This window comes from Collimonas sp. OK412, assembly GCF_900112135.1.
Lineage (GTDB): Bacteria > Pseudomonadota > Gammaproteobacteria > Burkholderiales > Burkholderiaceae_D > Collimonas > Collimonas rhizosphaerae.
The window spans coordinates 41,743-65,274 of the sequence record NZ_FOLC01000005.1; the positions used below are offsets into that span (position 1 = coordinate 41,743).

General features: G+C 61.6%; 25 protein-coding genes. 7 read left to right on the forward strand and 18 right to left on the reverse strand.

Annotated elements, in window-relative coordinates; genetic code table 11:
- Nucleotides 1-331: 331 nt before the first annotated feature.
- From BM062_RS07110 to hslU, 3 genes are all read left to right on the forward strand, one after another.
- The gene (locus BM062_RS07110; RefSeq protein ID WP_092395217.1) at nucleotides 332-1,714 is read left to right on the forward strand and encodes an STAS domain-containing protein; all 1,383 of its coding nucleotides are present in this window, start codon (nucleotides 332-334) and stop codon (nucleotides 1,712-1,714) included.
- Between the two features lie 203 nt (nucleotides 1,715-1,917).
- Nucleotides 1,918-2,454, forward strand: a complete 537-nt coding sequence (hslV, locus tag BM062_RS07115) for an ATP-dependent protease subunit HslV (protein ID WP_092395220.1) — start codon at nucleotides 1,918-1,920, stop codon at nucleotides 2,452-2,454.
- A gap of 11 nt (nucleotides 2,455-2,465) precedes the next feature.
- Nucleotides 2,466-3,830 (forward strand): ATP-dependent protease ATPase subunit HslU, encoded by a 1,365-nt coding sequence (gene hslU / locus BM062_RS07120; RefSeq protein ID WP_092395223.1) that lies wholly within the window; start codon nucleotides 2,466-2,468, stop codon nucleotides 3,828-3,830.
- 131 nt (nucleotides 3,831-3,961) lie between these two features.
- On the opposite strand, the gene BM062_RS07125 is transcribed toward hslU, so the two are convergent.
- The 17 genes from BM062_RS07125 to BM062_RS07205 form a co-directional block, all read right to left on the reverse strand.
- Nucleotides 3,962-4,513 carry a type II secretion system protein N gene (locus tag BM062_RS07125; protein WP_092395226.1) on the reverse strand — a complete coding sequence of 184 codons (552 nt, stop codon included), beginning with the start codon at nucleotides 4,511-4,513 and terminating at the stop codon, nucleotides 3,962-3,964.
- 18 nt (nucleotides 4,514-4,531) lie between these two features.
- Nucleotides 4,532-5,752 (reverse strand): type II secretion system inner membrane protein GspF, encoded by a 1,221-nt coding sequence (gene gspF, locus BM062_RS07130; RefSeq protein ID WP_092395229.1) that lies wholly within the window; start codon nucleotides 5,750-5,752, stop codon nucleotides 4,532-4,534.
- A gap of 44 nt (nucleotides 5,753-5,796) precedes the next feature.
- The gene (gspE, locus tag BM062_RS07135; RefSeq protein ID WP_175500917.1) at nucleotides 5,797-7,248 is read right to left on the reverse strand and encodes a type II secretion system ATPase GspE; all 1,452 of its coding nucleotides are present in this window, start codon (nucleotides 7,246-7,248) and stop codon (nucleotides 5,797-5,799) included.
- Nucleotides 7,245-9,530, reverse strand: a complete 2,286-nt coding sequence (gspD, locus tag BM062_RS07140; protein ID WP_092395232.1) for a type II secretion system secretin GspD — start codon at nucleotides 9,528-9,530, stop codon at nucleotides 7,245-7,247. Before gspD ends, gspE begins: the two co-directional genes overlap by 4 nt.
- Nucleotides 9,527-10,306, reverse strand: coding sequence for a type II secretion system protein N (locus BM062_RS07145; RefSeq protein WP_371326565.1), 780 nt, complete (start codon nucleotides 10,304-10,306; stop codon nucleotides 9,527-9,529). The genes gspD and BM062_RS07145 overlap by 4 nt, the downstream gene beginning before the upstream one ends.
- Nucleotides 10,307-10,360: 54 nt before the next feature.
- Nucleotides 10,361-10,900, reverse strand: a complete 540-nt coding sequence (gspM, locus tag BM062_RS07150) for a type II secretion system protein GspM (RefSeq protein ID WP_092395239.1) — start codon at nucleotides 10,898-10,900, stop codon at nucleotides 10,361-10,363.
- Nucleotides 10,900-12,186 (reverse strand): type II secretion system protein GspL, encoded by a 1,287-nt coding sequence (gspL, locus tag BM062_RS07155; RefSeq protein ID WP_254784978.1) that lies wholly within the window; start codon nucleotides 12,184-12,186, stop codon nucleotides 10,900-10,902. The genes gspM and gspL overlap by 1 nt, the downstream gene beginning before the upstream one ends.
- A 14-nt stretch (nucleotides 12,187-12,200) precedes the next feature.
- Complete coding sequence (gene gspK, locus BM062_RS07160) at nucleotides 12,201-13,160, reverse strand: type II secretion system minor pseudopilin GspK (protein WP_092395245.1); 960 nt, start codon at nucleotides 13,158-13,160, stop codon at nucleotides 12,201-12,203.
- A gap of 20 nt (nucleotides 13,161-13,180) precedes the next feature.
- Nucleotides 13,181-13,831 (reverse strand): PulJ/GspJ family protein, encoded by a 651-nt coding sequence (locus BM062_RS07165; protein WP_092395248.1) that lies wholly within the window; start codon nucleotides 13,829-13,831, stop codon nucleotides 13,181-13,183.
- On the reverse strand, nucleotides 13,821-14,213 hold the full coding sequence (gene gspI / locus BM062_RS07170) for a type II secretion system minor pseudopilin GspI (protein ID WP_092395251.1): 393 nt from the start codon (nucleotides 14,211-14,213) through the stop codon (nucleotides 13,821-13,823). The genes BM062_RS07165 and gspI overlap by 11 nt, the downstream gene beginning before the upstream one ends.
- Nucleotides 14,214-14,828, reverse strand: coding sequence for a GspH/FimT family protein (locus tag BM062_RS07175; protein ID WP_371326557.1), 615 nt, complete (start codon nucleotides 14,826-14,828; stop codon nucleotides 14,214-14,216). It lies immediately after the preceding gene.
- A gap of 163 nt (nucleotides 14,829-14,991) precedes the next feature.
- Nucleotides 14,992-15,444 (reverse strand): type II secretion system major pseudopilin GspG, encoded by a 453-nt coding sequence (gene gspG / locus BM062_RS07180; protein WP_092395254.1) that lies wholly within the window; start codon nucleotides 15,442-15,444, stop codon nucleotides 14,992-14,994.
- Between the two features lie 226 nt (nucleotides 15,445-15,670).
- Nucleotides 15,671-16,687 carry an NAD(P)H-dependent glycerol-3-phosphate dehydrogenase gene (locus BM062_RS07185; protein WP_092395257.1) on the reverse strand — a complete coding sequence of 339 codons (1,017 nt, stop codon included), beginning with the start codon at nucleotides 16,685-16,687 and terminating at the stop codon, nucleotides 15,671-15,673.
- A 68-nt stretch (nucleotides 16,688-16,755) separates the two neighbouring features.
- On the reverse strand, nucleotides 16,756-17,214 hold the full coding sequence (locus BM062_RS07190) for an SH3 domain-containing protein (RefSeq protein ID WP_092395260.1): 459 nt from the start codon (nucleotides 17,212-17,214) through the stop codon (nucleotides 16,756-16,758).
- A gap of 116 nt (nucleotides 17,215-17,330) precedes the next feature.
- Nucleotides 17,331-17,834 carry a protein-export chaperone SecB gene (gene secB, locus BM062_RS07195; RefSeq protein ID WP_092395263.1) on the reverse strand — a complete coding sequence of 168 codons (504 nt, stop codon included), beginning with the start codon at nucleotides 17,832-17,834 and terminating at the stop codon, nucleotides 17,331-17,333.
- Nucleotides 17,835-17,957: 123 nt separating this feature from the next.
- Entirely contained in the window at nucleotides 17,958-18,221 is a 264-nt protein-coding gene (grxC, locus tag BM062_RS07200; RefSeq protein WP_092395266.1) for a glutaredoxin 3, read from the reverse strand.
- A 48-nt stretch (nucleotides 18,222-18,269) separates the two neighbouring features.
- Nucleotides 18,270-18,671, reverse strand: coding sequence for a rhodanese-like domain-containing protein (locus tag BM062_RS07205; protein WP_092395269.1), 402 nt, complete (start codon nucleotides 18,669-18,671; stop codon nucleotides 18,270-18,272).
- A gap of 189 nt (nucleotides 18,672-18,860) precedes the next feature.
- Between BM062_RS07205 and gpmA the strand changes: the two genes are divergently transcribed.
- Nucleotides 18,861-19,607: a 2,3-diphosphoglycerate-dependent phosphoglycerate mutase gene (gpmA, locus tag BM062_RS07210; protein WP_092395273.1), complete on the forward strand. Its 747-nt coding sequence runs from the start codon at nucleotides 18,861-18,863 to the stop codon at nucleotides 19,605-19,607.
- On the opposite strand, the gene BM062_RS26225 is transcribed toward gpmA, so the two are convergent.
- On the reverse strand, nucleotides 19,538-19,981 hold the full coding sequence (locus BM062_RS26225; RefSeq protein WP_371326558.1) for a hypothetical protein: 444 nt from the start codon (nucleotides 19,979-19,981) through the stop codon (nucleotides 19,538-19,540). The genes gpmA and BM062_RS26225 overlap by 70 nt on opposite strands.
- Here BM062_RS26225 and BM062_RS07215 point away from each other — a divergent pair.
- The 3 genes from BM062_RS07215 to BM062_RS07225 all read left to right on the forward strand — a co-directional run bounded on the left by BM062_RS07215 (nucleotide 19,916) and on the right by BM062_RS07225 (nucleotide 23,500).
- Nucleotides 19,916-21,121: a murein hydrolase activator EnvC family protein gene (locus BM062_RS07215; RefSeq protein WP_371326559.1), complete on the forward strand. Its 1,206-nt coding sequence runs from the start codon at nucleotides 19,916-19,918 to the stop codon at nucleotides 21,119-21,121. The two genes, BM062_RS26225 and BM062_RS07215, sit on opposite strands and share 66 nt — an antisense overlap.
- Nucleotides 21,122-21,124: 3 nt before the next feature.
- Nucleotides 21,125-22,636: a S41 family peptidase gene (locus BM062_RS07220; RefSeq protein WP_092395279.1), complete on the forward strand. Its 1,512-nt coding sequence runs from the start codon at nucleotides 21,125-21,127 to the stop codon at nucleotides 22,634-22,636.
- Nucleotides 22,637-22,741: 105 nt separating this feature from the next.
- Nucleotides 22,742-23,500, forward strand: a complete 759-nt coding sequence (locus BM062_RS07225; RefSeq protein WP_092395282.1) for a HesA/MoeB/ThiF family protein — start codon at nucleotides 22,742-22,744, stop codon at nucleotides 23,498-23,500.
- The last annotated feature ends 32 nt before the right edge of the window (nucleotides 23,501-23,532 follow it).

Below are 23,532 nucleotides of genomic sequence, written 5' to 3' on the forward strand. Positions count from 1 at the left end.
CGGCGCCGGAAGCCGTAGATAGAATGATCGTTCTCATCACTCGATAGTCAAAAAACATGACATATTTATGTCGCAACTTAGGGGGTCTGGACATACTTCCTGAGTTGCTTTGTGTTACCTTTAGAGGTGTCGATTGATCGTGCTTTTTTAGCGTAATAATGAGCAAAAGCGGGAGCAGTCTCAAAACAAAAATGTAGCCATGAACATAGCAGGCGCCATGGCAAATGCGATGATAAAAACGCAATGCGCGGAACCGGTGCCGGAACAGGCGCACCATTCCAGTACATATAAAATCGCAGCTTTGATAGCAACTTACTTTCGGGATTAACACGTGGGGATTTTCTCGCTCTTCGGCAAAAATAATCGTCCAAACGGCGCACCGCCGGCGGATGACAAAGTACCAGCCGCAGCAGACAATCAAGCGCCGGTTCTATTTGGTGAAAACCATGAGCGGCTGAACAACTCGATCACGCTGCGCGATGGTGCCGCACGCAGCACCACGACCATGAAGATCGATGCGATCGAATCGGAAATGTCGTCCGAGTTCGTGCATCTGCCGCCCTCTGCCAAGCCGGCCGGTCCGGACAGCGTGGCGCCGGTCACGCTTACCCAGGGCAACACCACCCAGTTGACGCTGCCCGTGATGAGCAGGACCACGGAATACCTGGATGACCAGTCGCGCAGCGGCAGCATCGAAGTGTCGGTATCCGATACCCCGGAAGTGATTGAAGAGGCCGCAGTGCTGTTCGCCAGCGACCAGAACGACATCGCCGAAGCGCTCCTGTTAAGCGCCATCGCCGAAAACAATCTCGGCTCGTCCACCCACATTGTCTGGTGGATGCTGCTGGACCTGTACCAGATCACCGGCAAGCAGCAGGAATTCGACAACCTGTCGGTCGACTTCGCCAACAAGTTTGAAACCTCGCCGCCGACCTGGATCGATATCATGACCCTCGATCCACAAGCAAAAACCCAGGAAAAGGCAGGTGCGCCGCCAGCCGTGGCCTTCTCCGGCAAGCTCGACGCCAACATCAGCAAGCAGCTGGAGCGCGCGCAAAAACTGAGCGTCACCCATCCTGCCGTGCGTCTCGAGTTTACCCGGGTCAGCTCAGTCGACCCGATCGGCTGCGGCCTGCTGCTGCGCATGCTGAAAAAACTGCAAAAATCCGGGCTGGACCTGATACTGGTCGGCGCCGACGAACTGGCCGACAAGATCCGCGAGATCCTGCTGGTCGGACGGCGCGACGAAACCGCCGCGCCCTGGCTGCTGCTGCTGGAAATCCTGCATCTGCTCAACCAGGAACAGGCCTACGAAGACGCCAGCATAGATTATTCGATCACGTTTGAAGTCTCGCCGCCGCCGTTTGTCGCCCCCCACTCCAAGATCATCACGGCGGCCGAAGACAACAATACCCAAGGCGTAAGCCTCAACGGCAACAACAGCCTGCTCTTGCCGGTGCTGATCGAAGGCCGGACCGAAGAGCTGCTGACCAAGATCCAGACCCACGCCAACGCCCACAGTCCTGCAATCATCGATTGCTCGCGCCTGGTCAGGGTCGACTTCAGCGCCGCCGGCGAACTGCTCAACGGACTGTCATTACTCGCCAGCAACGGCAATGCGATCGAGTTTCACAACGTCAACCACTTGGTGACTGCCCTGTTCAAGGTAGTCGGCATACAGGAAATTGTCCGCGTGGTACCGCGCAAAAATTAAGTTTTTAACAAAAACCACCCTCTGCAGTCAAAAAAACAACGCTAAATCCACGTAATTCAGCGCTTGTAATCAGACCGGCCGTCCCCATTTTTTTGGGACAGTATCGATTTGTCATTCGATAACGAAATACATGCGAGCAGGCGCCCCGCGCCCCGCATGCGCGGCCAGACTATCCCGGGCCGCACTTTCTGAGGCTAGCAAAAATGGAACAATTTCACGGCACCACCATCCTTTCGGTACGGCGCGGCAACAGCGTTGCATTGGGCGGGGATGGCCAGGTCACTCTCGGCAACGTGGTCATGAAGGGCACGGCCCGCAAAGTCCGCAAGTTATATCAAGGCAAGGTACTGGTCGGTTTCGCCGGCGGCACCGCGGATGCCTTCACCCTGCTCGACCTGTTCGAGGCAAAACTGGAAAAACACCAAGGCAACCTGATGCGGGCATCGGTCGACCTGGCCAAGGAATGGCGCACCGACCGCATGCTGCGCCGGCTGGAAGCGATGCTGCTGACCGCCGACCGCGAAACCACGCTGGTAATCACCGGCAACGGCGATGTGCTGGAGCCTACCGACGGCATTGGTGCGATCGGCTCGGGCGGCACTTTTGCCCAGTCGGCCGCCAAGGCGCTGCAGGAAAACACCGAATTGCCGCCGGCCGATATCGTCAAGAAATCGCTGGTGATTGCCGGCGAGCTCTGCATCTACACCAACCAGTCGCACATCATCGAAACTCTCGATTAAGACCCAACACCATGAACATGACTCCCCAAGAAATCGTTTCAGAACTGGACAAACACGTAGTCGGCCAGGATCGCGCCAAGCGCGCTGTGGCGATCGCATTGCGTAACCGCTGGCGCCGGCAGCAGATCGCGGAACCGCTGCGCCACGAAATCACGCCGAAGAATATCCTCATGATCGGGCCTACCGGCGTCGGCAAGACCGAGATCGCGCGGCGCCTGGCCAAGCTGGCCGATGCTCCCTTCATCAAGATCGAAGCCACCAAGTTTACCGAAGTGGGCTACGTCGGACGCGATGTCGATACCATCATCCGCGACTTGATCGACATCGGCATCAAGCAAACCCGCGAAGCTGAGATGCGCAAGGTCCGCACCCGTGCGGAAGACGCCGCCGAAGACCGGGTGATCGACATCCTGGTGCCGCCGGCGCGCGATTTCGGCTTTCATCCCGAACAGGATCCAGGCAACAACGAAGGCAATGGCGACAAAGGCGGCAAGGATGGGAATACCCGCCAGACTTTCCGCAAGCGGCTGCGCGAAGGCGCACTCGACGACAAGGAAATCGAGATAGAACTGTCGGAAGCTGCGTCGCAGATGGAAATCATGGCGCCGCCCGGCATGGAGGAAATGACCGAGCAGATCAAATCCATGTTTTCCGGCATCGGCAGCAACCGCAAGAAAAACCGCAAGATCAAGATCAAGGATGCGATGAAAGTCCTGATCGAGGAAGAAGCCGCCAAGCTGGTCAACGAAGACGAACTGAAGCAGAAAGCCATCAGCAACGTTGAGCAAAACGGCATCGTGTTCCTGGACGAGATCGACAAGATCGCTACCCGCTCGCAAAACAGCGGCGGCGCCGATGTCTCGCGCGCCGGCGTGCAGCGCGACTTGCTGCCGCTGGTGGAAGGCACTACCGTCAACACCAAGTACGGCATGATCAAGACCGACCATATCCTGTTCATTGCTTCCGGCGCTTTCCACCTGGCCAAGCCCTCGGACCTGATCCCGGAACTGCAAGGCCGTTTCCCGATCCGGGTCGAACTCGATTCCTTGTCGATCAGCGATTTCGAAAGAATCATGACCGGCACCGACGCTTGCCTGACCAAGCAGTACGAAGCTTTGCTGGCCACCGAAGGCGTCACGCTGGAGTTTGCCAAGGAAGGTGTGCAGCGGCTGGCGGAAATCGCTTTCTCGGTCAACGAGAAAACCGAGAATATCGGCGCGCGCCGGCTGTACACGGTGATGGAAAAACTGCTGGAAGAAATCTCGTTTTCGGCGACCAACGCCACCGAAAAAACCATGGTGATCGATGCGGCTTATGTCGATGAGCGCCTGGGCGCCCTGGTGGTGAACGAAGACTTGTCGCGTTATGTGCTGTAAGCGGTAGCATTGCCGCCGGGCTGGTCCCCGGCGGTAAGCCGCTAGCCGATGGAACAGGCCCGTTATTTATTGCTTGAGCAGTCTAAAACGGGAATGTTTTTGATGGTCTTCAGCTTTTATCAATTACGGCCCTATTTATCCTGCACCGGCACCGCCGGCTGTTCCGGCGGCAGATCCTGGTTAGGCGCCTGCTGCATCATCTGGGCCGGCGCCGGCACTGGCGAAGCGCCGCCCAGTCCCGACTTGGTGCGCGCATCTTCCGGCAGCATCACACGCTTCAGGACCCCGCCCTCGGATAACAAGACATAGCTTGCGTGCACTTCCTTGACGCTGGTTCCCGGCAGCAGCTCCTTGCCCTGCCGTACCGCCTGCGCCGGCTTGCCGTCGGCGCTCAGGATCGCCACGCTTTCGCCGTCTTGTTTCGCCGCGACCACGCCCAGCAGCTGGTAGTTGCTGGCAACCGTCACCGTGCCGCGGCCGCCGAACAGTCCCGCCGCGAGCGAAACATCGATCTGCGCCTGTTCCGCCTGCGGCGGCGCGGTCACCGCGCGCAGCTGCGGTTTGATCAGTTGCATCACCCAGTATGCCGTGCAGGCGCACAGCAGCATGAACAGCAGCAGGCTGAGGAATTCCGGCAGGCGCTTGCTTTGGCGGCCGAGTTTTTTTGTTATTTGCAGTTTCACGCTTTTCCTGACTTTGTCCTAACGCACCAACTGGTTGATTTCAATAATCGGCATCAGCACCGCCAGCACGATCAACAGCACCACTACCCCCATCGCCAGGATCAGGGCCGGCTCCAGCAAGCCGGCGATGGTCATGGCGCGCCGTTCCAAATCCTGTTCCTGGGCGCTGGCGGCGCGCTCCAGCATGGCGGGCAATTCACCGGTCACTTCGCCGGCCCGTATCATGTGGATCAGCATCGGCGGAAAATGTTTGTGTGCCGCCAGCGCACGCGCCAGGCCCACCCCTTCGCGCACGCTGGTGGCGGCAGTGTCGACCTGCTGCCGCATGGCGACGTTGGACAGCGTATCGCGGCTGGTTTGCAGCGCTTTCAGGATCGGCACGCCCGAGCCGGTGGTAATTGCCAGCGTACTGGCAAAACGGGCGGTATTCAAGCTGCGCTCGAATTTCCCGTACAGCGGCGCATTCAGCAGCCAGGTATGCCAGCGCATCTTGGTCGCCGGGTTTTTCAGCGCCATGCGCCAGCTGTAGAACAGCACAATCACCACGATCAGGACGATCCAGCCATAGTTGCGGACAAAGTCGGAAGTGGCCAGCATCATCACTGTCAGCATCGGCAATTTCTGCTTGGTATTGGCGAACACCGACACGATCTGCGGCACCACATAGGTCAACAGGAAAATCACGATCACGAAGGCCACCACGGTCACGATCGCCGGATAGGTAAACGCCAGCTTCACCTTTTGCACCAGCGAATTGCGGCGCTCGATGTAATCGGCCAGCCGCGACAGCACGCGCGACAGCTGGCCGATCTGTTCACCGGATGCAACCAGCGCCCGGTAGATTTCGGCGAAATCGCGCGGATGGCCGGCCAGCGCACTGGACAGGGAAGCGCCGCCCATGACGTCGGACCGGATCGATGCGATCAGGTCGCGCTGGTAATTGCGCTCCGACTGTTCCAGCAGCGCCGTCAAAGCCTGCTCCAGCGGCAGGCTGGCTTCCAGCAGGCTGGCCAGCTGGCGTGTAAACAAGGCGATTTCCACCGTCGACAGATGTTCGCCGAAACCACGCCGTTTCAGGTTGCCGGCAGCGTCCACCTGCTGCGCGATGGCTTCCACCGTCAGCGGCAGCAAACCCTGGGCGCGCAGGTCGGCACGCGCCATCTTGGCGCTGTCCGCATTCACCACGCCCTTGGCGGTGCTGCCGGCGGCGTCTACCGCTTCGTAACGAAATGCTGGCACTCTGGTCCTCTACTCTTCGCTGGTTTTTCAGTCATTCTTTTCGGTCATTCTTTGGTGACCCGCAGCAGTTCGGCCTGGGTCGTGATGCCTTCGCTCAGCCAGCGTTCGCCATCCTGGCGCATGGTGCGCATGCCGTTGCGCAGCGCTACCTGCTGGATCTCGGCTTCCGACGCCCGGTTATGGATCTGCGCCGTAATTTCATCGGTAGTCAGCAATAGTTCGTAGACGCCGACCCGGCCGTGGTAGCCGGTGTGGCCGCATTGTTCGCAACCGACCGTATGCCACAGTTCGCCGTCGTGACGGCGGCAATGGGTGCACAGTTTCCGCACCAGGCGCTGCGCCACCACTCCGAGCAGGGAAGACGACAGCAGGAAGGGTTCGATCCCCATGTCCAGCAAACGCGTCACCGCGGCGGCAGAATCGTTGGTGTGCAAGGTCGCCAGCACCAGATGGCCGGTCAGCGAAGCCTGTACTGCAATCTGCGCGGTTTCCAGGTCGCGGATTTCACCGATCATGATGACGTCGGGATCCTGCCGCAGGATAGCCCGCAGGGCCTTGGCGAAAGTCATGTCGATGCGCGCATTGACCTGGGTCTGGCCGACGCCGGCCAGTTCATACTCGATCGGGTCTTCCACCGTCAGGATATTGGTGCTGCTGGTGTTCAGGCGCGACAGCGCGGCGTACAGCGTGGTGGTCTTGCCCGAGCCGGTCGGCCCCGTGACCAGCACGATGCCGTGCGGCTGCGCGATCAGGCGGTCGAACTGGGGCAGGACTGCGGGGCTCATGCCGAGGTGCTGCAGGTCAAGCCGGCCCGCTTCCTTGTCCAGCAGACGCAACACAGCGCGTTCGCCGTGGCCGGTGGGCAAGGTCGACACCCGCACGTCGACCGGCTTGCCGCCGACACGCAAGGTAATCCGTCCATCCTGCGGCAGGCGTTTTTCGGCGATGTCGAGCTGCGCCATGATCTTGATACGGGAAATCAGCGAGGCATGGACTCCCTTCTTTGGCCGCACCACATCGCGCAGGCTGCCGTCGATGCGGAAACGCACTACCGAAATCTGCTCGAACGGTTCGATGTGGATATCGGAAGCGCCTTCCCGCAGTGCTTGTGTCAGCAACACATTGATCATGCGGATCACCGGCGCATCGTCGGACGATTCCAGCAAGTCCTCGATCGCCGGCATGTCTTGCATCAGCTTGGCGAGGTCCAGATCGGATTCGAATTCGTCCACCACCTGGGCGGCGTCGCCGCCGGCGCCGGCATAGGCCCTGGCGATCGCCTCGTCGAGTTCCTCGCGCGACAGCGTACGGAACTTGACGCGGCCGAAGCGGCGGCTGGCCTCAGCGATCGCGCTAGGCTTGGTTGCCTCGGAAATCCATAACTCGACCGCGTTGTCGGCGCCGTTGGCATCCTCGATACGCTGCGCCAGCAATGAAAAATCGCGGGCGAAAGCGTAGGGCAGCAGGCGCGTATCGGTCATCCTGGGATCGCTCATGGCGCTCTGTCATTCAAGAGGCCTGGCGCAGGAACGGTCGCCGGTTTTGGCATCTGCAGCTGCGGCTGCGGCTGCTCGAGAGCAGGCTGGTGCTGTCCGTCCGGCACAGCCTGCTTGCGCAGATCGATGAATGGGCCGCCGTCTTCCAGCTTGGAGGTCACCGACGAGCCGAAATCGGTCAGGATGCTCTTGTCCGGCTGTACCTTGATCTGCTGCTTGCGCATGTAATCGTAACGATCGACGGCCAGCAGGTTGCTGGTGTCTTTGTCGCGCACGATGATCGGACGCAGAAATATCATCAGGTTGGTTTTTTCGCGGGAACCGGACTGGTATTTGAAAAGATTCCCGATAAACGGCAAATCGCCCAGCAGCGGGACTTTTTGCACGCCGTTCTGGTTGTTGTCGCCGATCAAGCCGCCCAAGGCGATGATCTCGCCATCGTCGATCACGACATTCGTATCCAGCGAACGCTTGGTCGTCGTCGGGCCATTGGTAGCGCCCGCAGTGCCGGCAACGACTGCCGATACTTCTTGCGAAATTTCCAGGCGAACCGTTCCGCCTTCCGAAATATGCGGCTTGATCTTCAATGCCGTGCCGACGTCCTTGCGCTCGATAGTGGTGAACGGGCTGCTGGTGCCGGCTCCCGTGGTCAAGGTGGAACCAGTGACAAATGGCACGTTCTGGCCGACGATGATCTTGGCTTCCTCGTTATCCAGCGTCAGCAGGTTCGGCATCGACAGCACATTGCTGCCGGTGGTCGAGTTCAAGGCGCTGGCCAAGGCGCCCAAACCGATCTTGCCGGCGATCTGGCGGAATATGCCGAGCTGCAAGCCGCTGCCGACAGTCGGTACCGACGTGGTGGTGCCGGTATTGATCGCCTGGCCGATAGCTGTGTTGAACAGGTTGCCGCTGGTGATGCCGGTGTTGGTGCCGGTAAAGCCGGTGCCGCCGCCGACCCGGTAATTACTGTTCGAATCTCCGCTCAAGGCCAGCCATTGCACGCCGATTTCGCTCGCCGCGCTATCCGTGACCTCGACGATCAAGGCTTCCACATATACCTGGGCACGCCGCTGGTCGAGCTGGTCGATCACGCCGCGGATATTGCGGTAGACCGGTTCGCTGGCGGTGATGATCAGGGTATTGGTAGAGTCGTCGGCCTGGATAAAACCGGCGGCGCCGCTGCCGCTGCCGGAAGACTGGGACGCGCTGTCGGAAGACGGCGACGACGGCGTCGATGGTGCAGTCGAATTGTTATTGGAACCCAGCGCGCTGCTGCCGCTCGACCCCTGCAGCATGCCGCCGGAACTGCTGCTGGAACTCTTCGCCTGGCTGATGTTCGACATCGACGTATCCTGCGACACAATCGCGCGCAAGGTCTTGGCCAGTTTCACGGCGTCGGCGTTTTTCAGGTAAACCACATGCACGTTGCCGGCGTTGGCGGTCGGCTGGTCGAGCTTGGCGATCAGCGACTTGGCCAGGTTGGCGCGGCCTGCCGACGGCGCCCGCACCACCACCGAATTGGTCCGCGAGTCAGCCATGATCATGGTGCGCGCGCTATCGCTGGCGCCCGGCGCGGCAGAGCCCGAATCGAGCAGCTTGCTCGCCATCACGGCGATATCGCTGGCCACCGCGTAGCGCACCGGAATCACATCAAGGTCATTGACCGCCGGCACATCGAGCGCCGCGATCATTTTTCCCAGCCGCTGCAGGTTTTCCGCGTAATCGGTCACCACCAGCGTGTTGTTGCCCGGATTGGCGTTGATGGTGTTGTTGGGTGAAATCAGCGGCCGCAGCACCGGCAGGATATTGGTTGCCGATTCATAGTTCAGCGAAAAAATCTGGGTGGCGATCTGGTCGCCGCGGACGCTGGCCGGGCGGGTTGGCGCCACTTGCAGCTTGGCGTCGGCTTCCGGCACCACTTTCACAAAACCGTCGCCGCGCACCACGGCATAGCCTTGCAGGCGCAGGGTCGAGGCCAGCAGGTCGAAAGCCTGGGTTTTGCTCAGCGGCTTTTCCGACACCAGGTTGATGCTGCCCTTGACGCGCGGATCGACAATGAAAGTCGTGTTGGTGTACTGGCCGACCGCCTTGATTACCGACTCGATGTCGGCGCCGACGAAATTCATCACAGCCTGGCCGCTCGCGCCCTCGGTGGCAGTTCCGGAGGTGCCCAGCACCGGCTGCGCTGCGACGGCAGTGGCGCAGGTCAGCAAGGCGATGGCGGCGGCGCTGCGCCAGTTGCATGTACTTGAAAGTAGTGCGGAATACATTTTATCTTTCATGATTTGAACTCTAGTCCGATAACATTTCTGCCATTCACCTGGCGACGCTGACCGAGCAAACTGAGCAAGGTCGCCAACTTTTCCTCTTGTCCTGCCGCCGCTTCCGCAGTGCCCGAAAACTGAAAACGGCCGTCTTGCAGTTTTCCGCTGCCGTTCAACAGCATGGCTCCGCCCAGGGTCGCCAGCGTCAATCTTGCCTGCCTGCCCTGCCAGTCAAAGCGCAGCCGATAGCTACCGAGCGGCTTGACCGGCGACAAGCGCGACGCCATCGCCAGCAGGTCCAGCGTCATCACGCCGTTGATATCCACTCCGCCGGCGCTGTTGCGCGCCAGCGTCAGCGGTTGCCAGCCCAGCTGCATCTTGCCCGACGGCTGCAAAGTGTTCAAGGGCGCGCCCAGCGCCGCCAGGCGCTCGGCCGGCAAAACCATGCTGGCCGGGCTGATGCTCCACGCACTCCAGCTGCCGCGGATGCTGACCGCGGCCGACAACACTTGCGCATTCTCCAGCGTCGCGTCGACCCGTCCCAGCAAAACCAGCGGCGACAGGCGCCACGCGAACCGCCCCGGCAATAACGCCGTCACGGCATCCTTGCCGCTGGGCGCGGCGCCGATGAAGGCCGAACCGCGCCACAAGGAACCTTGGGCGTCGCCTAGCGTCAGCCTGCCTCCGGTGCGGCTTTCCAGCAGCGGCGCCAGCCAGGCAGCCGGTAAAAAGACCGACACCGTGACCAGCGTACTCAGCAACGCCACCGCCGCCCACACCAATACTCTACTCAAGCCACGCATCAAATTTCCTGGAAGCCGGATAACAACGCCAGCCACATGCGGCCATTACTCATGCTTTTGCTGCCACAACGTGACCGTGGCATTGACGATGCCCGGCTGCGCATTCGCACCGCCGGCCGCACTGACATTGGCGTCTACCACTTGCCAATGAGCATTCTTCTGCGCATCGTCGAGCCAGTCTAGCAGCCCGGCAAATGCTACTGCCGACAACTGCACCTTGGCCATGTCGCCGCTGAGCGTCACGCTTTGCGGAGTCAAACCTTTGGTTTTCAATGCTGTTTCGACCGCCTCCTTGCTGAGCGGCGCAGCCGGCCGTTCAGCCAGCTGGCCGGACAGGGACGCCGCCTTGGCTGTCAACGACTGCAATTCAGCGGCTTGCTGGCGCAACGCAGGCAAGTCTTTCTGCAAGCGGGCGCGGCCGCTCAGCGCAGGGTCCAGCAAAAGCAGGTAAATCACGGCGACCAGGATCAGCGCGCCGGCCGCGCCTAGCAGGCGGCGTTCGCGCTGGTTTCTTTGCGCCCAATACTGGCTTGCAGGGGTGCTGATTTTTTCCCAGGATTGCTGTAGCTGGTTACGTGTCGACATTACTTGCGGCTCCCGATCTGCCATGCGCCGCTAGCCGGCTTGCTCAGTGTTAATTGGCTGCTCTCCAGCACGCTCTTGACCTGCGCTTCCGCCGCATCGGCGTCGGCCGGGTTTTTCAAGCGCACCAGCAAATGATGGTCGCGATATTCGACGCTGCTGATGGCCGCGATGTCCGCGCTTTGCGGCGATCCGGCCCAGGCCGCGCCGAATATGGACGCCAGCGCCAGGAAATCGTCAGGCGCCAGCTGGCCGCCGTCGCGCTGCGCGGCGGCGATCTTTTGCCTGGTCTGGGCAATCGGATCAACGATCACGGTTTCTTTTGGAAAGGCCGCGCGATAACTCTGCATCATGTCGGCGCGCAGGCTGGCGGCTTCGCGCCGCATGCGCAGCCAGTCGTAATTGAGGCTGACGACATTCACCAGCAGCACGGCTGCCGCCAATCCCAGCGGCCAGCGCCAGCGGCGCCAGCTGAACTCGGTGCCGGCTGCGCTCGCGGTCAGGCCGCTCATCAGGTCAACGCCGGTGCGCGCCAGGTCCTGGGCGCCCGGTATCCAGTGCGACCAGTCGTCGGCCAGCACCGTCACTTGCGGCTGCGCCAGTTCCTGGTACTGCGCCAGGCTGGACTGCGGCACATACAAGGTGACCGGCAGCTGCGGCACAATTGCCGCCATGCTGTCCAGGACGCCTTGCGCCACGGACTGTCCGGAAGCGGGCGACAAGGACCAGCCCAACCCCTGTTCGGCCGAGGTGCGCAAGGCGACGTCGATGTCGCCGCCATGATCGGTAATGGCTGCAGCGGCCGTGTCCGGTTCGCGCAGGGGCAGGCAGAGCTGGGCCGGCCAGGCTTGCAGATTGTGCGCGCCCAGCGCCAGCAGGGTCTTGACCAGCAGCTCCAGCCAGTCTCGCTGGACCACGGCGATCAGGCGCTGCTTGTCCTCAACCTGCGCAGCGGCCCGGCCGCTGCGCTTGCGCCCGGCTACGATCACGCAGTCAAAGGGATCGACCAGCAGTTGTTCTTCCACCAGGTTCGGCAACGCCAGCTTCAGTTTGGCGTCGGATAGCGGCGGCACCTGCAATTGCAGCAGGTTAACGTCGGCCGCGGCCAGCAGCACCACCACACGCGTTGCGCCGGCAATAACCTCGGCCAGGCCCGACAGCTGCTCGGCGCCCTGGCGTTCGATGCGGCCGCTGTCGGCCACCAGCGCGAAGCGGCAATCGGGCATGGCCACTGCCGCCGCGCTATCGAGCGTGGCCCTGGCGGGTAAGCGGATATATAAGGTACTCAAAACGCATCTTCCATTTATTGTTCTCTAATCCACACTATAGTGCTGCCGGCCCGGTTATTGGTAGGACGCTGTATCAAGGATACGGTATTGAGACCCGCGCGCCCCATTCGAATCTTGCCGTACACCAAAAAAAAGTTGCTGGCGACCGCCACATTGGCGTTCGCCGAAAAAGTTTTCCCGAACAGGTTTGACATTTGCGTCGATAAATTCGCCGTATCGAGAAACGGCGCCGTACGCCGTGCGGCGATCAGCGTATTCGCCTCCGCCAGTGACAAATCGGCAAAACGGGCCGCCAGCACCTCCGCCGGCGCGGTATTCGCATTGATCGGCATGGCGGCGCCGGCCAAAGGCAGCACCACGACAAAGTCTTGCAATTGCTTCACCATGGCCGGGGTATAGCCGGGCACCGACAACAGGTCGTCCACCTGCAGCAAGGGCAAAGCGCTGCTGTCCGACTTGGCTGCGGTCTGCTGCCCGGCGGGATTGACGATCGGCTGGCTTTTGGCGATGGCTTGCGCAGTGGCGGTCGCCAGGCCGGTCGGCAGGTGCAGGTAGCCCAGCAGGCGCTTGAACACCGCCACCTCGTCGGGAATCGGCACGCCGTTCTGACTCAGGTTGTTCAGGTTGTAGCGCGACTGGGCGTCGACAATGCTGCCGGACAGGATGGCGTCACCGGCATCGCCGGCCGGCTGGCCGTCTTCCACGTACTGGTCAAGGCGGGTATCGGCCAGCGGCGCGGCCCACGGCTGTCCCAGGTGGTCGTAGTTGAATTGGCGGCCGCTGGCGCGCAAGATCATGCTGGCCCAATCCAGGGCGCCGCGCATGATCCAGTCTTTCTGCAGCTGCAAGCGCTGGTTCTCGATCGAGCGCACCTGCACCTGCTGCTGCCAGAACAGGCTGGCGACGATGGTCACCGCCAGCGTCGTCAGCAGCAAGGCGGTCACCACCGCGACGCCGCGTTGTGCGTAATGCATCGGCGGCCGCCGCGTCCGGCTCATGACGCCCCCAGCAGGAAGGTCTTGGCCATGGTGCTGTTGTCATGGCCGCGCAGCTGCAGGGCGACTTGCAGGCCGGTCCAGCGGTTGGCGTTGACGTTGGTGCTGTCCTGGCTGCCAGTGCCGGCGGCCGCGGCGGATGGCCGCCAGCCCTGGCCGTCGCTGCCCCACAATTGCATCTGCATGCTGGCGATATCCGACTGCAGCAGCACTGCCTGGCTGCTGTCGCCGGCATCGTTGAGGGAGCTCTGCCACATGCTGTCGAGCTGGTTCAGGTCGCGCGTGGGCGCCGACTCCTGGCGCGTCAGGCGGCCGTCGCGCAGACGGTAGTCGATGACCTGGACACGGGTCGGCTGCTGGTCGGCAAACACCAGCCGCACCATCAGCAGGCGCCCCGGCTGCGCCAGCAAGGTGGGACGCGCCGACATCAGGCTGAGCGGAGCGATCTGGGCGCAATCGCTTTGCAGCTGCGCAAACGTCAGCTGCATGCCGCGCGTCTGCTCCATTTCGGTGGTCAGCGCAACCCGCGACCGCACGATCCCGTCCAGCCCGCGCCAGCCGAGTATCGCCACCATCGCCAGGATGGTGATCGCAATGATCATCTCAACCAGCGTAAAGCCGGACGAGCCGTTTTTGCTGCTAACGCGCATTCGGCACCACCTGCGACAAGTTGATGATGCGCCGGTCCGAGCTGGCGTCGGCGAACACCGCTACTTCGACCCGCCGGAAATACGGATTCGGCGTGCCGGACACCTTTTCTTCGCAACGCAGCGGCAAGTCGCCTTGCGGGCAATCGAAGCTGCGATTGCCGATCGAGGGCCATTCATGGCCGAGACGGATCTGGGTCAGCCGGTTTTCCGCCGACCAGTTCGCCATCATGGCGGCGCGCAATCCGCTGCTGTTCTGCGTCAGGCTGCCGACCGCACGCAGGCTGGCGCCCAGCGCCGTGCCGACAATGACCAGCGCCACCAGCACTTCCAGCAAGGTAAAACCGGCTTGATGACGATGGGGAGGCGGTTTCGGCGTAAACATTTATTCGACCGCAAAATGACCGATGCCATCGGCGCGGATGACGACGCTGCTGTCGCCGCTGGCCATGGTCAGCGCAAACGGCTTGTCGACCGGTTCGCGGCCGAAGGTGATGCGCAGCGTATCCGGCGCCGACGCTTCGGTCGGCGCCGGATTCATCGATAGCTGCATGGGCGTGCGTTTGAATTCGCGCTGGCGCAGCATGTCGTCCTGGGTCAGCGCCTGCCAGCCGCTTTCTTCGCGCACCAGGAAACGGTAGCCGTTGGCGTCGGCTTCGAAAGCGGTGGGACGGTTGCGCAAGATGGCTTCTTCGCGCGTCAATTGCAGCAGCAAGGCGATGCGCTGCGCATCGTTCTGCATGACCTGCCGATCGCTGCGAAAGGCGTTAAGCGAGACCACGCCCAGCGTGATGCCGGCAATCACCACCACCACCAGCAGTTCCAGCAGGGTAAAACCCTGGCGCAGATTGCGATGCGCCAGAGGGGCGTGTTGACCTATGATTTGGGAGTGCGAACGCGCGGCAGGCGTTGCGTGCCTAGGCGCAGCGACGCGACGTAGCGGCTCATTTGTCAACTGCGCGGCAAGGATGCGGATGGCCGCCCCCTGCAACAACGGCATGCGACGCCTGCAGCCGTTCCCGAAGGGTTCAAAGCAAAACGTGCGCTGGCCGCGTTGCATGGCTTGCAGGGGCGACCTGCCCCTGCTACGCCACGCGCCTTGCCACCACACGTTTTGCTTTGAACGCATCTCCCAAATCATAGGTCAACACGCCCCGGAGACATTACAAGTCCCACGAACCGATGTCGGCATCATTACCTTCGCCGCCCGGCTGGCCATCCGCACCGTAAGAGAATATGTCGACTTCGCCCTTGATGCCGGGCGACAGGTATTGATAAGGAGTGCCCCACGGATCCTTCGGCAGCTTGTCGATATAACCGCCGCTCTTCCAGCCGTTGGCGGCCGGTCCGTTGGTGGGCTTGGCGACCAGCGCCTGCAAGCCTTGTTCGGTGGTCGGGTAGCGCTGGTTGTCCAGCTTGTACAGCTTGAGCGCCTGCATCAAGGTGCCGATATCCTGGCGCGCGGCCTGGATCCGCGCATCGTCGGTGCGTCCCATCAGCTTGGGCACCACCAATGCCGCCAGGATCCCCATGATCACCACCACCACCATGATTTCAATCAGCGTGAAGCCGCGTTGCATGGCAAGCGTGGAACGGCGCCGAAGGGCAGGAAACATTGTGCTATGCATTTCTTTCCTTATCAAAAAAACCATGAACATGTTTGGAAAGGGCGATTATATGCCGCAATCGTTGCAAATAAGCACGAGAGAGGCACTTAATTCTGACCAGTGTATCTATCCAGGTTTTGTCATTGATTCGACACAAAGAAATGATACTACTTCAAACGCGCACTGCGACATTGCATCGCCGTGCCCGATCCGCAAAAAAACCGGCGGCCGCGAGTTACGCCGCCTCTTCGCGCGGATTGCGCGACAACAGCAGTTCCATCACGGACTGCAGCGAATCGCCGTCGAATAAAACGCCGGCCACCGCATTGGTGATCGGCATGTCGACCCCGCATTCCCGGGCCAGGGCGCGCACTGCCGCGGCGCATCGCACACCCTCGGCGACATGGCCGAGTTCGGTGACGATGGTAGCCAGCGGCTTGCCTTGCGCCAAGCCCAGCCCGACCCGGCGGTTGCGCGACAGGTCGCCGGTGCAGGTCAGTATCAGGTCGCCGACCCCGGACAAGCCCATGAAGGTCTCGCTGCGGCCGCCGAGGGCGATGCCGAGCCGCGTAATTTCCGCCAGGCCGCGGGTGATCAAGGCGGCCCGCGCATTCAAGCCGAGCCCGAGGCCGTCCGCCACGCCGGTGGCGATCGCCAGGATATTCTTTACCGCGCCGCCGACTTCGACACCGACCACGTCGTCGGTCGAATAGACGCGGATATTGTCGCCGTGGACCGCCGCCACTACCTGCTCGCACAACCCGGCGTGGGCGCTGGCGACCGACAAGGCGCAAGGCAGCCCGCGCGCGACTTCTTGCGCAAAAGACGGCCCGGACAGCGCCGCAGCCGGAACTGCATCGCCCAGCACCTGGCGCACGATCTGGTGCGGCAGCAGGCGCGTGCTTTCTTCAAAGCCCTTGCATAGCCAGACGATATTGGGAATGGGAAAAGCTTGCAGCTGCTGCGCCAGTTCGCGCAAACCGGCGACGGAAGAGGCGACGATCAGCAATGCTTCGCTCTGCTTCGCCTGTGCAGCGGTGGTTACGTGCGCCAGCGCCTGCGAAAAATCGGCGCTGAGAGCCAGCGTGTCGGGCAAGCCGAAACCGGGCAGGTAAACGGTATTTTCGCGCTGCGCGGCGGCGGCGGCCATGGCGGCCGGATTACGTCCCCACAACAGCACGTCATGGCGCTGCGCCAATGCGATAGCCAGCGCGGTGCCCCATGCGCCGGCGCCTAGTATGGTGATGTTCATGGATGGGATGGGTTCAGAAGACACGGCCGGCCATCAAACGTGTAAAACCAACATGGGCGAGGCAAAGGTCAATCGCCCCATACCTCGGTCGCCTTCACATAACCGGCCTGGCCGTCGCGATGACGCACCTTGGCCCAGCCGGAGGCTACCGGATCGACCAGTTCCAGCAACACGCCTTTGTCGGCGGTAAACACCACAGCCGCGGCATCGTCAGGATTGGCCCGGATCTTGGCGTTGGCAACGCTGACCTGCAGGTTGCGCTTGGCGACCAGGCCTTTCGACTGCAGCCACGACAAATCGCCGCTGGCATCGCGCACTTTAGTCCATTCGCCGTACGTCAGCACCACTTCGACCGGCATGCCGCGCGGCGCAACCGCTACCCGCCGGCCTTTTTCGGACGGCGCATCGTACAGCACCACCGGCGCCGCGCCGACCGCCTTGAAATCGAGCGCGTGGGCAGAACCGGCAACGCCGAGCAAGCTGGCCGACGACAAAGCGATGGAACCGGCTATGCGTGCAAAATTCATCTGTTGCTCTCCAGTTGCGAGAATACTTCCGGGGCGGGCCGGCGCATCCGTGCCTGCCGCCGTCTGGCGCCAGGCAGGATGAAACTATGCGGCCCTGCCCCGCTTGCCGTGCAAAATCAGTTGATCGCCGACGTGCCGTCAACCGCGATGCTGTCGCCGCTGCCCTTTTGCTGTTGCTCGGCCAGCGCTTGCAGGCGTTGTTGATAGAACACTTCGAAATTGATTTCAGCCAGGTGGATAGGCGGGAAACCGGCGCGCGTGATGGCGTCTGCCAGGTTGGCGCGCAGATAAGGGTAGACGATGTTCGGGCAGCCTATGCCGAGCAACGGATCCAGCTGTTCGGTAGGAATGTTGCGCAATTCGAAAATGCCGGCTTGCTTGCCCTCGACCAGGAACGCTACCTTGTCTTTCACCTTGGCGGTGACGGTAACCGTGACAGTCGACTCGAAAATGCCTTCGGCCAGCGCTTCGGCGCCGACATCCACCGCTACTTCGATCTGCGGTGCTTCCTGTTCGAGGAAAATGGCCGGCGAATTCGGTTGTTCAAGCGACAAATCTTTCAGGTAAACGCGTTGAATCTGGAACACCGGTTGTTCAACTTGTTGGTTCTCTTCAGCCATGACACTCTTTCAGTTAACATTTAAATTAGCCGGACGGCAGACAAGCCATCCGGCCAGCTATCAGTACAATCCGCAACAATACCTGAATCGCAGGACTAATTGACGAAAATTAGTTGCCGAAAATCAGGCGCTTTGCAGCAGGGGCTCCAGCTTGCCATCGCGATCAAGCGCATGCAAGTCGTCAAAACCGCCGACATGGGTCGCGCCGATATAAATTTGCGGCACGGTGCGGCGGCCAGTCTTTTGCATCATCGTGTCGCGCTGCGCCGGATCGAGGTCAATCCGGATCTTCTCGATACTTTCCACGCCTTTTGCCTTCAGCAGCTGTTCGGCGCGAATGCAATACGGGCACACGGCGGTGCTATACATTAGTACATGGGCGGTCATGGTTGTTCCTTGTGCTGGCTGAGCCGGATCCAGGGGATCCCGGCTGCGTTATTTGACGGTAGGCAGACCCTGGGTCTGCCAGGCAGCGATCCCGCCTTCCAGGTTATAGGCCTGGGCAAACCCGGCCTGGCCCAGCAGGGCGACGGCTTTGGTCGCCTGGTTGCCAGTCTGGCATACCACCAGCACGTTCTTTGCTTTAAACTTCTCCAGTTCAACCATGCGCTGCGGCAAGTCCTTCAAGGGAATATTCTTGGCGTCGATCAGGTGGGCGGCGGCAAAAGCCGCGCTGTCGCGCACGTCCAGCACCAGTGTCTTGCCCTGGTTGATCAGCTGGGTAGCCTGCAAGGTCGACACCCGGTTGCCGCGTTTTTGCAACAAGGGCAGCAACAGTGCGCCACCCGATAAAACTGCTACTGCGAACAGAAAAATGTTATCAATCAAGAATTTCACGTTGATCCAATGGTATTAGTTAATCCCGCCATTATAAAATAGAAGCTGAGGCGCCATTCAATTCGTATCGGGTCCCGCGAAAAAACCTTTGCGCCCCATTTACCCTGCCACCATGTAAATGCGGAGTCCTTGGCTGAATTCCAATGGCGGACAATAGATTTCTTACTCTTAGTTAGCAAACTTACCACTATGTACAAGATCGTATTGATGCGCCACGGCGAATCCACCTGGAACCTGGCCAACCGTTTCACCGGCTGGGTCGACGTCGACCTTACCGAAAAAGGCGTGGCGGAAGCCAGGCAGGCCGGCCAGCTGCTGCGCGAAGCCGGTTTCACTTTCGACCTGGCCTACACCTCGGTATTGAAACGCGCGATCCGCACCCTGTGGGGCACGCTCGACGAGATGGACCTGATGTGGCTGCCGGTCCGGCACCACTGGCGCCTGAACGAACGCCACTATGGCGCCTTGCAAGGCTTGAACAAGGCGGAAACCGCTGCCAAATACGGCGATGAACAAGTCATGGTGTGGCGCCGCAGCTATGACACGCCGCCGATGCCGCTGGAAGCGGACGATCCGCGCACTTCCTACAACGACCCGCGCTACGCCGGCCTGAAGCGCGAAGAGATCCCGCTGACCGAGTGCCTGAAAGACACGGTGGCGCGCGTATTGCCATTCTGGAACGACGAAATCGCGCCATCCATCCGCAGCGGCAAGCGCATCATCATTTCAGCCCACGGCAACAGCTTGCGCGCCCTGATCAAGATGCTGGACGGCATCAGCGACCAGGATATCGTCGGCCTCAACATCCCCAACGGCCAGCCGCTGGTCTATGAACTGGACGCCGACCTGAAGCCGATCAAGAGTTATTACCTTGGCGACCAGGCGGCGATAGCAGCGGCGATGAACGCCGTCGCCAGCCAGGGGAAAGCGAAATAAATATCTCGCTGGACAAGCTCTTCGGCAGCAGCAAGCTCAGTCGCGCCATCGGCCGTCCGCCGGCGGCGTGGCCGCTGGCGCTGCTGCTGGCGGCGACGCTGGCGGCAGCCCTGCCCGCGGACGCCGGCGCCACCGCCAAGATCACCGAGCGCAGCAAGCAAAAACAGGCGGCAGAAGCGCAGCGTGCCGACCTGCGGCAAAAGCTGGACAACCTCAAGCGCGACATCAGCCAGACCGAGACCGAGAAAGACAACGCCAGCGACGCCCTGGCCGATTCCGAAGCCGCGGTTTCCAAGGCCACCCGCTCTTTGCGCGATCTGAGCGCAGAACAAAAGCAGACCGAAGCCAAACTGGCCAAGCTGGCGAAACAGCATGACGAGCTGAGCAAGACCGTGGCTTCGCAGCAGGCCCAGCTGGCCAATTTGCTGCGCCAGCAGTACGTCGCCGGCAACGAAGACCGCATCAAGCTGCTGCTGTCCGGCGACAACCCGAACCGCATCAACCGCGACCTGCAGTACATGGGGTATGTTTCGCAGGCGCAAGCGCGGCTGCTGGAATCGCTGCGCGCCAACCTTGCCGCAGTGGAAGCCAACCAGACCGAAGCCCAGGACGCCAAGGACGACCTCGACGAAATCGCCCAGGAACAGCGCGACCAGAAAAACCTGCTGGAAAAGGAAAAGTCCAAGCGCGCTACCTTGCTGACCCAGCTCTCCAGCAAACTGGCGAGCCAGCGCAAGGAAGCCGGCAACATCCAGCGCGACGACCAGCGCCTGTCGGGCCTGGTCGACAAGCTGGCGGAACTGATCGAAGCGCAAAAGAAAGCCGAGGCCGCAGCCCGCGAGAAATTGCGCCAGCAGCAACTGGCCCAGGCGCAAGCCAAGGCCCAAGCCCAGGCTGCGCGCGAACGCGAACGCCAGCGCCTGCTGGAACAGCAGCGCGCGGCCCAGGCTGGGAAACCGCCGGCTGCCGGGCCTGCCCCGGCGGGACCGAAAGTCCCCAATCCGGACGCAATCGACGATGACCAGCCGCCGCCGGCAGTAGCCGCAACCCCGACGCCCGCCCCGGCGCCGCTGGCGCGCAATGAACTGACGCCGGAAGCCGACAACGCCTACGGCAAGCCCTTCGAATCCCTGCGCGGCCAGCTCCGGCTGCCGGTGCGCGGCGACGTCATGGCGCGCTTCGGCAGCAAGCGCGGCGACGGCCCGAGCTGGAAAGGCTTGTTCATCCGCACCCCGGAAGGCAGCGAAGTGAAGGCGGTGGCTGCCGGCCGGGTGGTGTTTTCCGACTGGCTGCGCGGCTTCGGCAATCTGATCATTGTCGACCACGGCAACCAGTACATGACGATTTACGGTAATAATCAGGCATTATTGAAGCGTCCCGGAGATGCCGTGAAAGCCGGCGACGTCATTGCCAGCGCCGGCAACAGCGGCGGCAATGAACAATCGGGTTTATACTTTGAGATTCGGCATCAAGGCCGTGCGTTTGACCCACTCGGATGGGTAACTACTAGGTGAAACATGGGCAGTAAACTCAAGAATATCGGTCTGATCAGTTTAGGCGTCATTGCAGGGATAGGCGCCTCCATCCAGTTCGACGCCATTGCGCAGAAAAGCGCCGCAGCGCCATTGCCGCTGGAGGAATTGCGGCAGCTGGCCGATATTTTCGGCCTGATCAAGTCCGATTACGTGGAACCGGCCGACGACAAGAAACTGCTGACCGAAGCCATTTCCGGCATGGTAGCCTCGCTCGACCCGCATTCCGCCTACCTGGACAAGAAGGCTTACAAGGAACTGCGCGAGAGCACCCAAGGCAAGTTTGTCGGCCTCGGCATCGAAGTCGGCATGGAAGACGGCTACATCAAGGTAGTGTCGCCGATCGAGGATTCCCCAGCCTACCGCGCCGGGATCAAGGCGGGCGACCTGATCACCCGCCTCGACGCCACCCCGGTCAAGGGCCTGACCCTGGAGCAGGCGGTCAAGCGCATGCGCGGCGAGCCTAACACCAAGATCAGCCTGACCATCTCGCGCAAGGAAGAAGACAAGCCGTTGATCTTCAACATCACGCGCCAGGAAATCCGTGTGCAAAGCGTGAAAGGCAAAGTCGTCGAACCGGGTTATGCCTGGCTGCGCGTGACCCAGTTCCAGGAACCGACGGTGGATGACATGGCCAAGAAAATCGCCGCCATCTATGCCCAGGAACCGAACCTGAAGGGCCTGGTATTGGATTTGCGCAACGATCCGGGCGGCGTATTGCCAGGCGCGATCGGCGTGTCCGCCGCCTTCCTGCCCAAGGATGCGGTGGTGGTCACCACCAACGGCCAGCTGCCGAGCTCCAAGGCTTCGTTCTACGCCAAGCGCGAGTATTACGCCAATCCGGGCAATGATCCGCTGGCGCGCCTGCCGGAAGCGCTGAAGAAGGTGCCGATGGTGGTGCTGGTCAATACCGGTTCCGCTTCCGCCTCGGAAATCGTGGCCGGCGCCTTGCAAGACTACAAGCGCGCCACCATCATGGGCACGCAAACCTTCGGCAAGGGTTCGGTGCAATCGGTGATCGCCCTGCCGCCGGACCGCAACACCGCGGTCAAGCTGACCACCGCCCGCTACTACACGCCGAACGGCCGCTCGATCCAGGCCAAGGGCATCGTGCCGGATGTGATGGTGGATGAATATGCCGACGGCGACGGCCTGAACGGCCTGCGCCTGCGCGAGGCCGACCTGACCAAGCACTTGAGCAACGATACCGACAAGGGTCCGGAAGTCAAGGCGCCCAAGGTCGACGAACTGGAAGAAGCGCAGAACATCGCCGCAGCCGAAAAGAAACGCAAGCCGCTGGAGTTCGGCAGCAAGGACGATTTCCAGCTGGCGCAAGCGCTGAACCAGCTGAAGGGCCTGCCGGTGCAAGTGTCCAAGGTGAAACCGGAAAACCGCTCGGAAGCCGAGAAGGACGCCAAGCCATCCAAAGACGACAAGCCGGCTCCGGCCGACGGCGCCATCATCAAGAAGGATGAACCGAAGGACGAGAAAAAATAATCGTTTTTCACGCTACACTAAGGCCGCAGCGATGCGGCCTTTTTTTTGGCCGAGATGCGGCAAATTCCGGCAAATTCCGCAGTTTTACCTATTTGGCAGCTTTCCATGAACGACCAGCAATTACTCCGCTATTCGCGCCACATCCTGCTGGATGACATCGACATAGCCGGCCAGGAGAAATTCCTGGCGGCGCACGCCCTGATCATCGGCGCCGGCGGCCTCGGCTCGCCGGTGGCCATGTACCTGGCGTCGGCCGGGGTCGGCCGCATCACGCTGGTGGATAACGACAGCGTCGACCTGACCAACCTGCAGCGGCAAATCCTGCACACCAGCGAGCGCGTCGGCCAGGCCAAGGTCATCTCCGGCAAAACCGCGATGACGCAAATCAATCCCGATATCCAGGTCGTGGCGCTGGCGGAACGTGCCAACCAGGCGCGTCTCGGCCAGCTGATCGGCGATGCCGATGTGGTGATCGACTGCAGCGACAACTTCGCCACGCGGCAAGCCATCAACCGCGCCTGCGTCGCGCACCGGGTGCCGCTGGTTTCCGGCGCGGCGATCCAGTTCGACGGCCAGGTCAGCGTATTCGACGCGCGCGATCCCGGCTCGCCCTGCTATGCCTGCCTGTTCCCGCCGGACCGGGAATTTGAAGAAGTCGCCTGCTCCACCATGGGCGTATTCGCGCCGCTGGTCGGCATCATCGGCAGCATGCAGGCGGCCGAAGCGCTCAAGCTGATCGCCGCCATCGGCACCTCGCTATCGGGCTCGCTGCTGATGCTGGACGCGCGCAGCATGGAATGGACCCGCATCGGCGTCGCCCGCGATGCCGGCTGCCCGGTATGCGGCAAACAGGATCATTCTTGAGCCGGATGCAAGCAGCTTCCGGCAATTAGTAG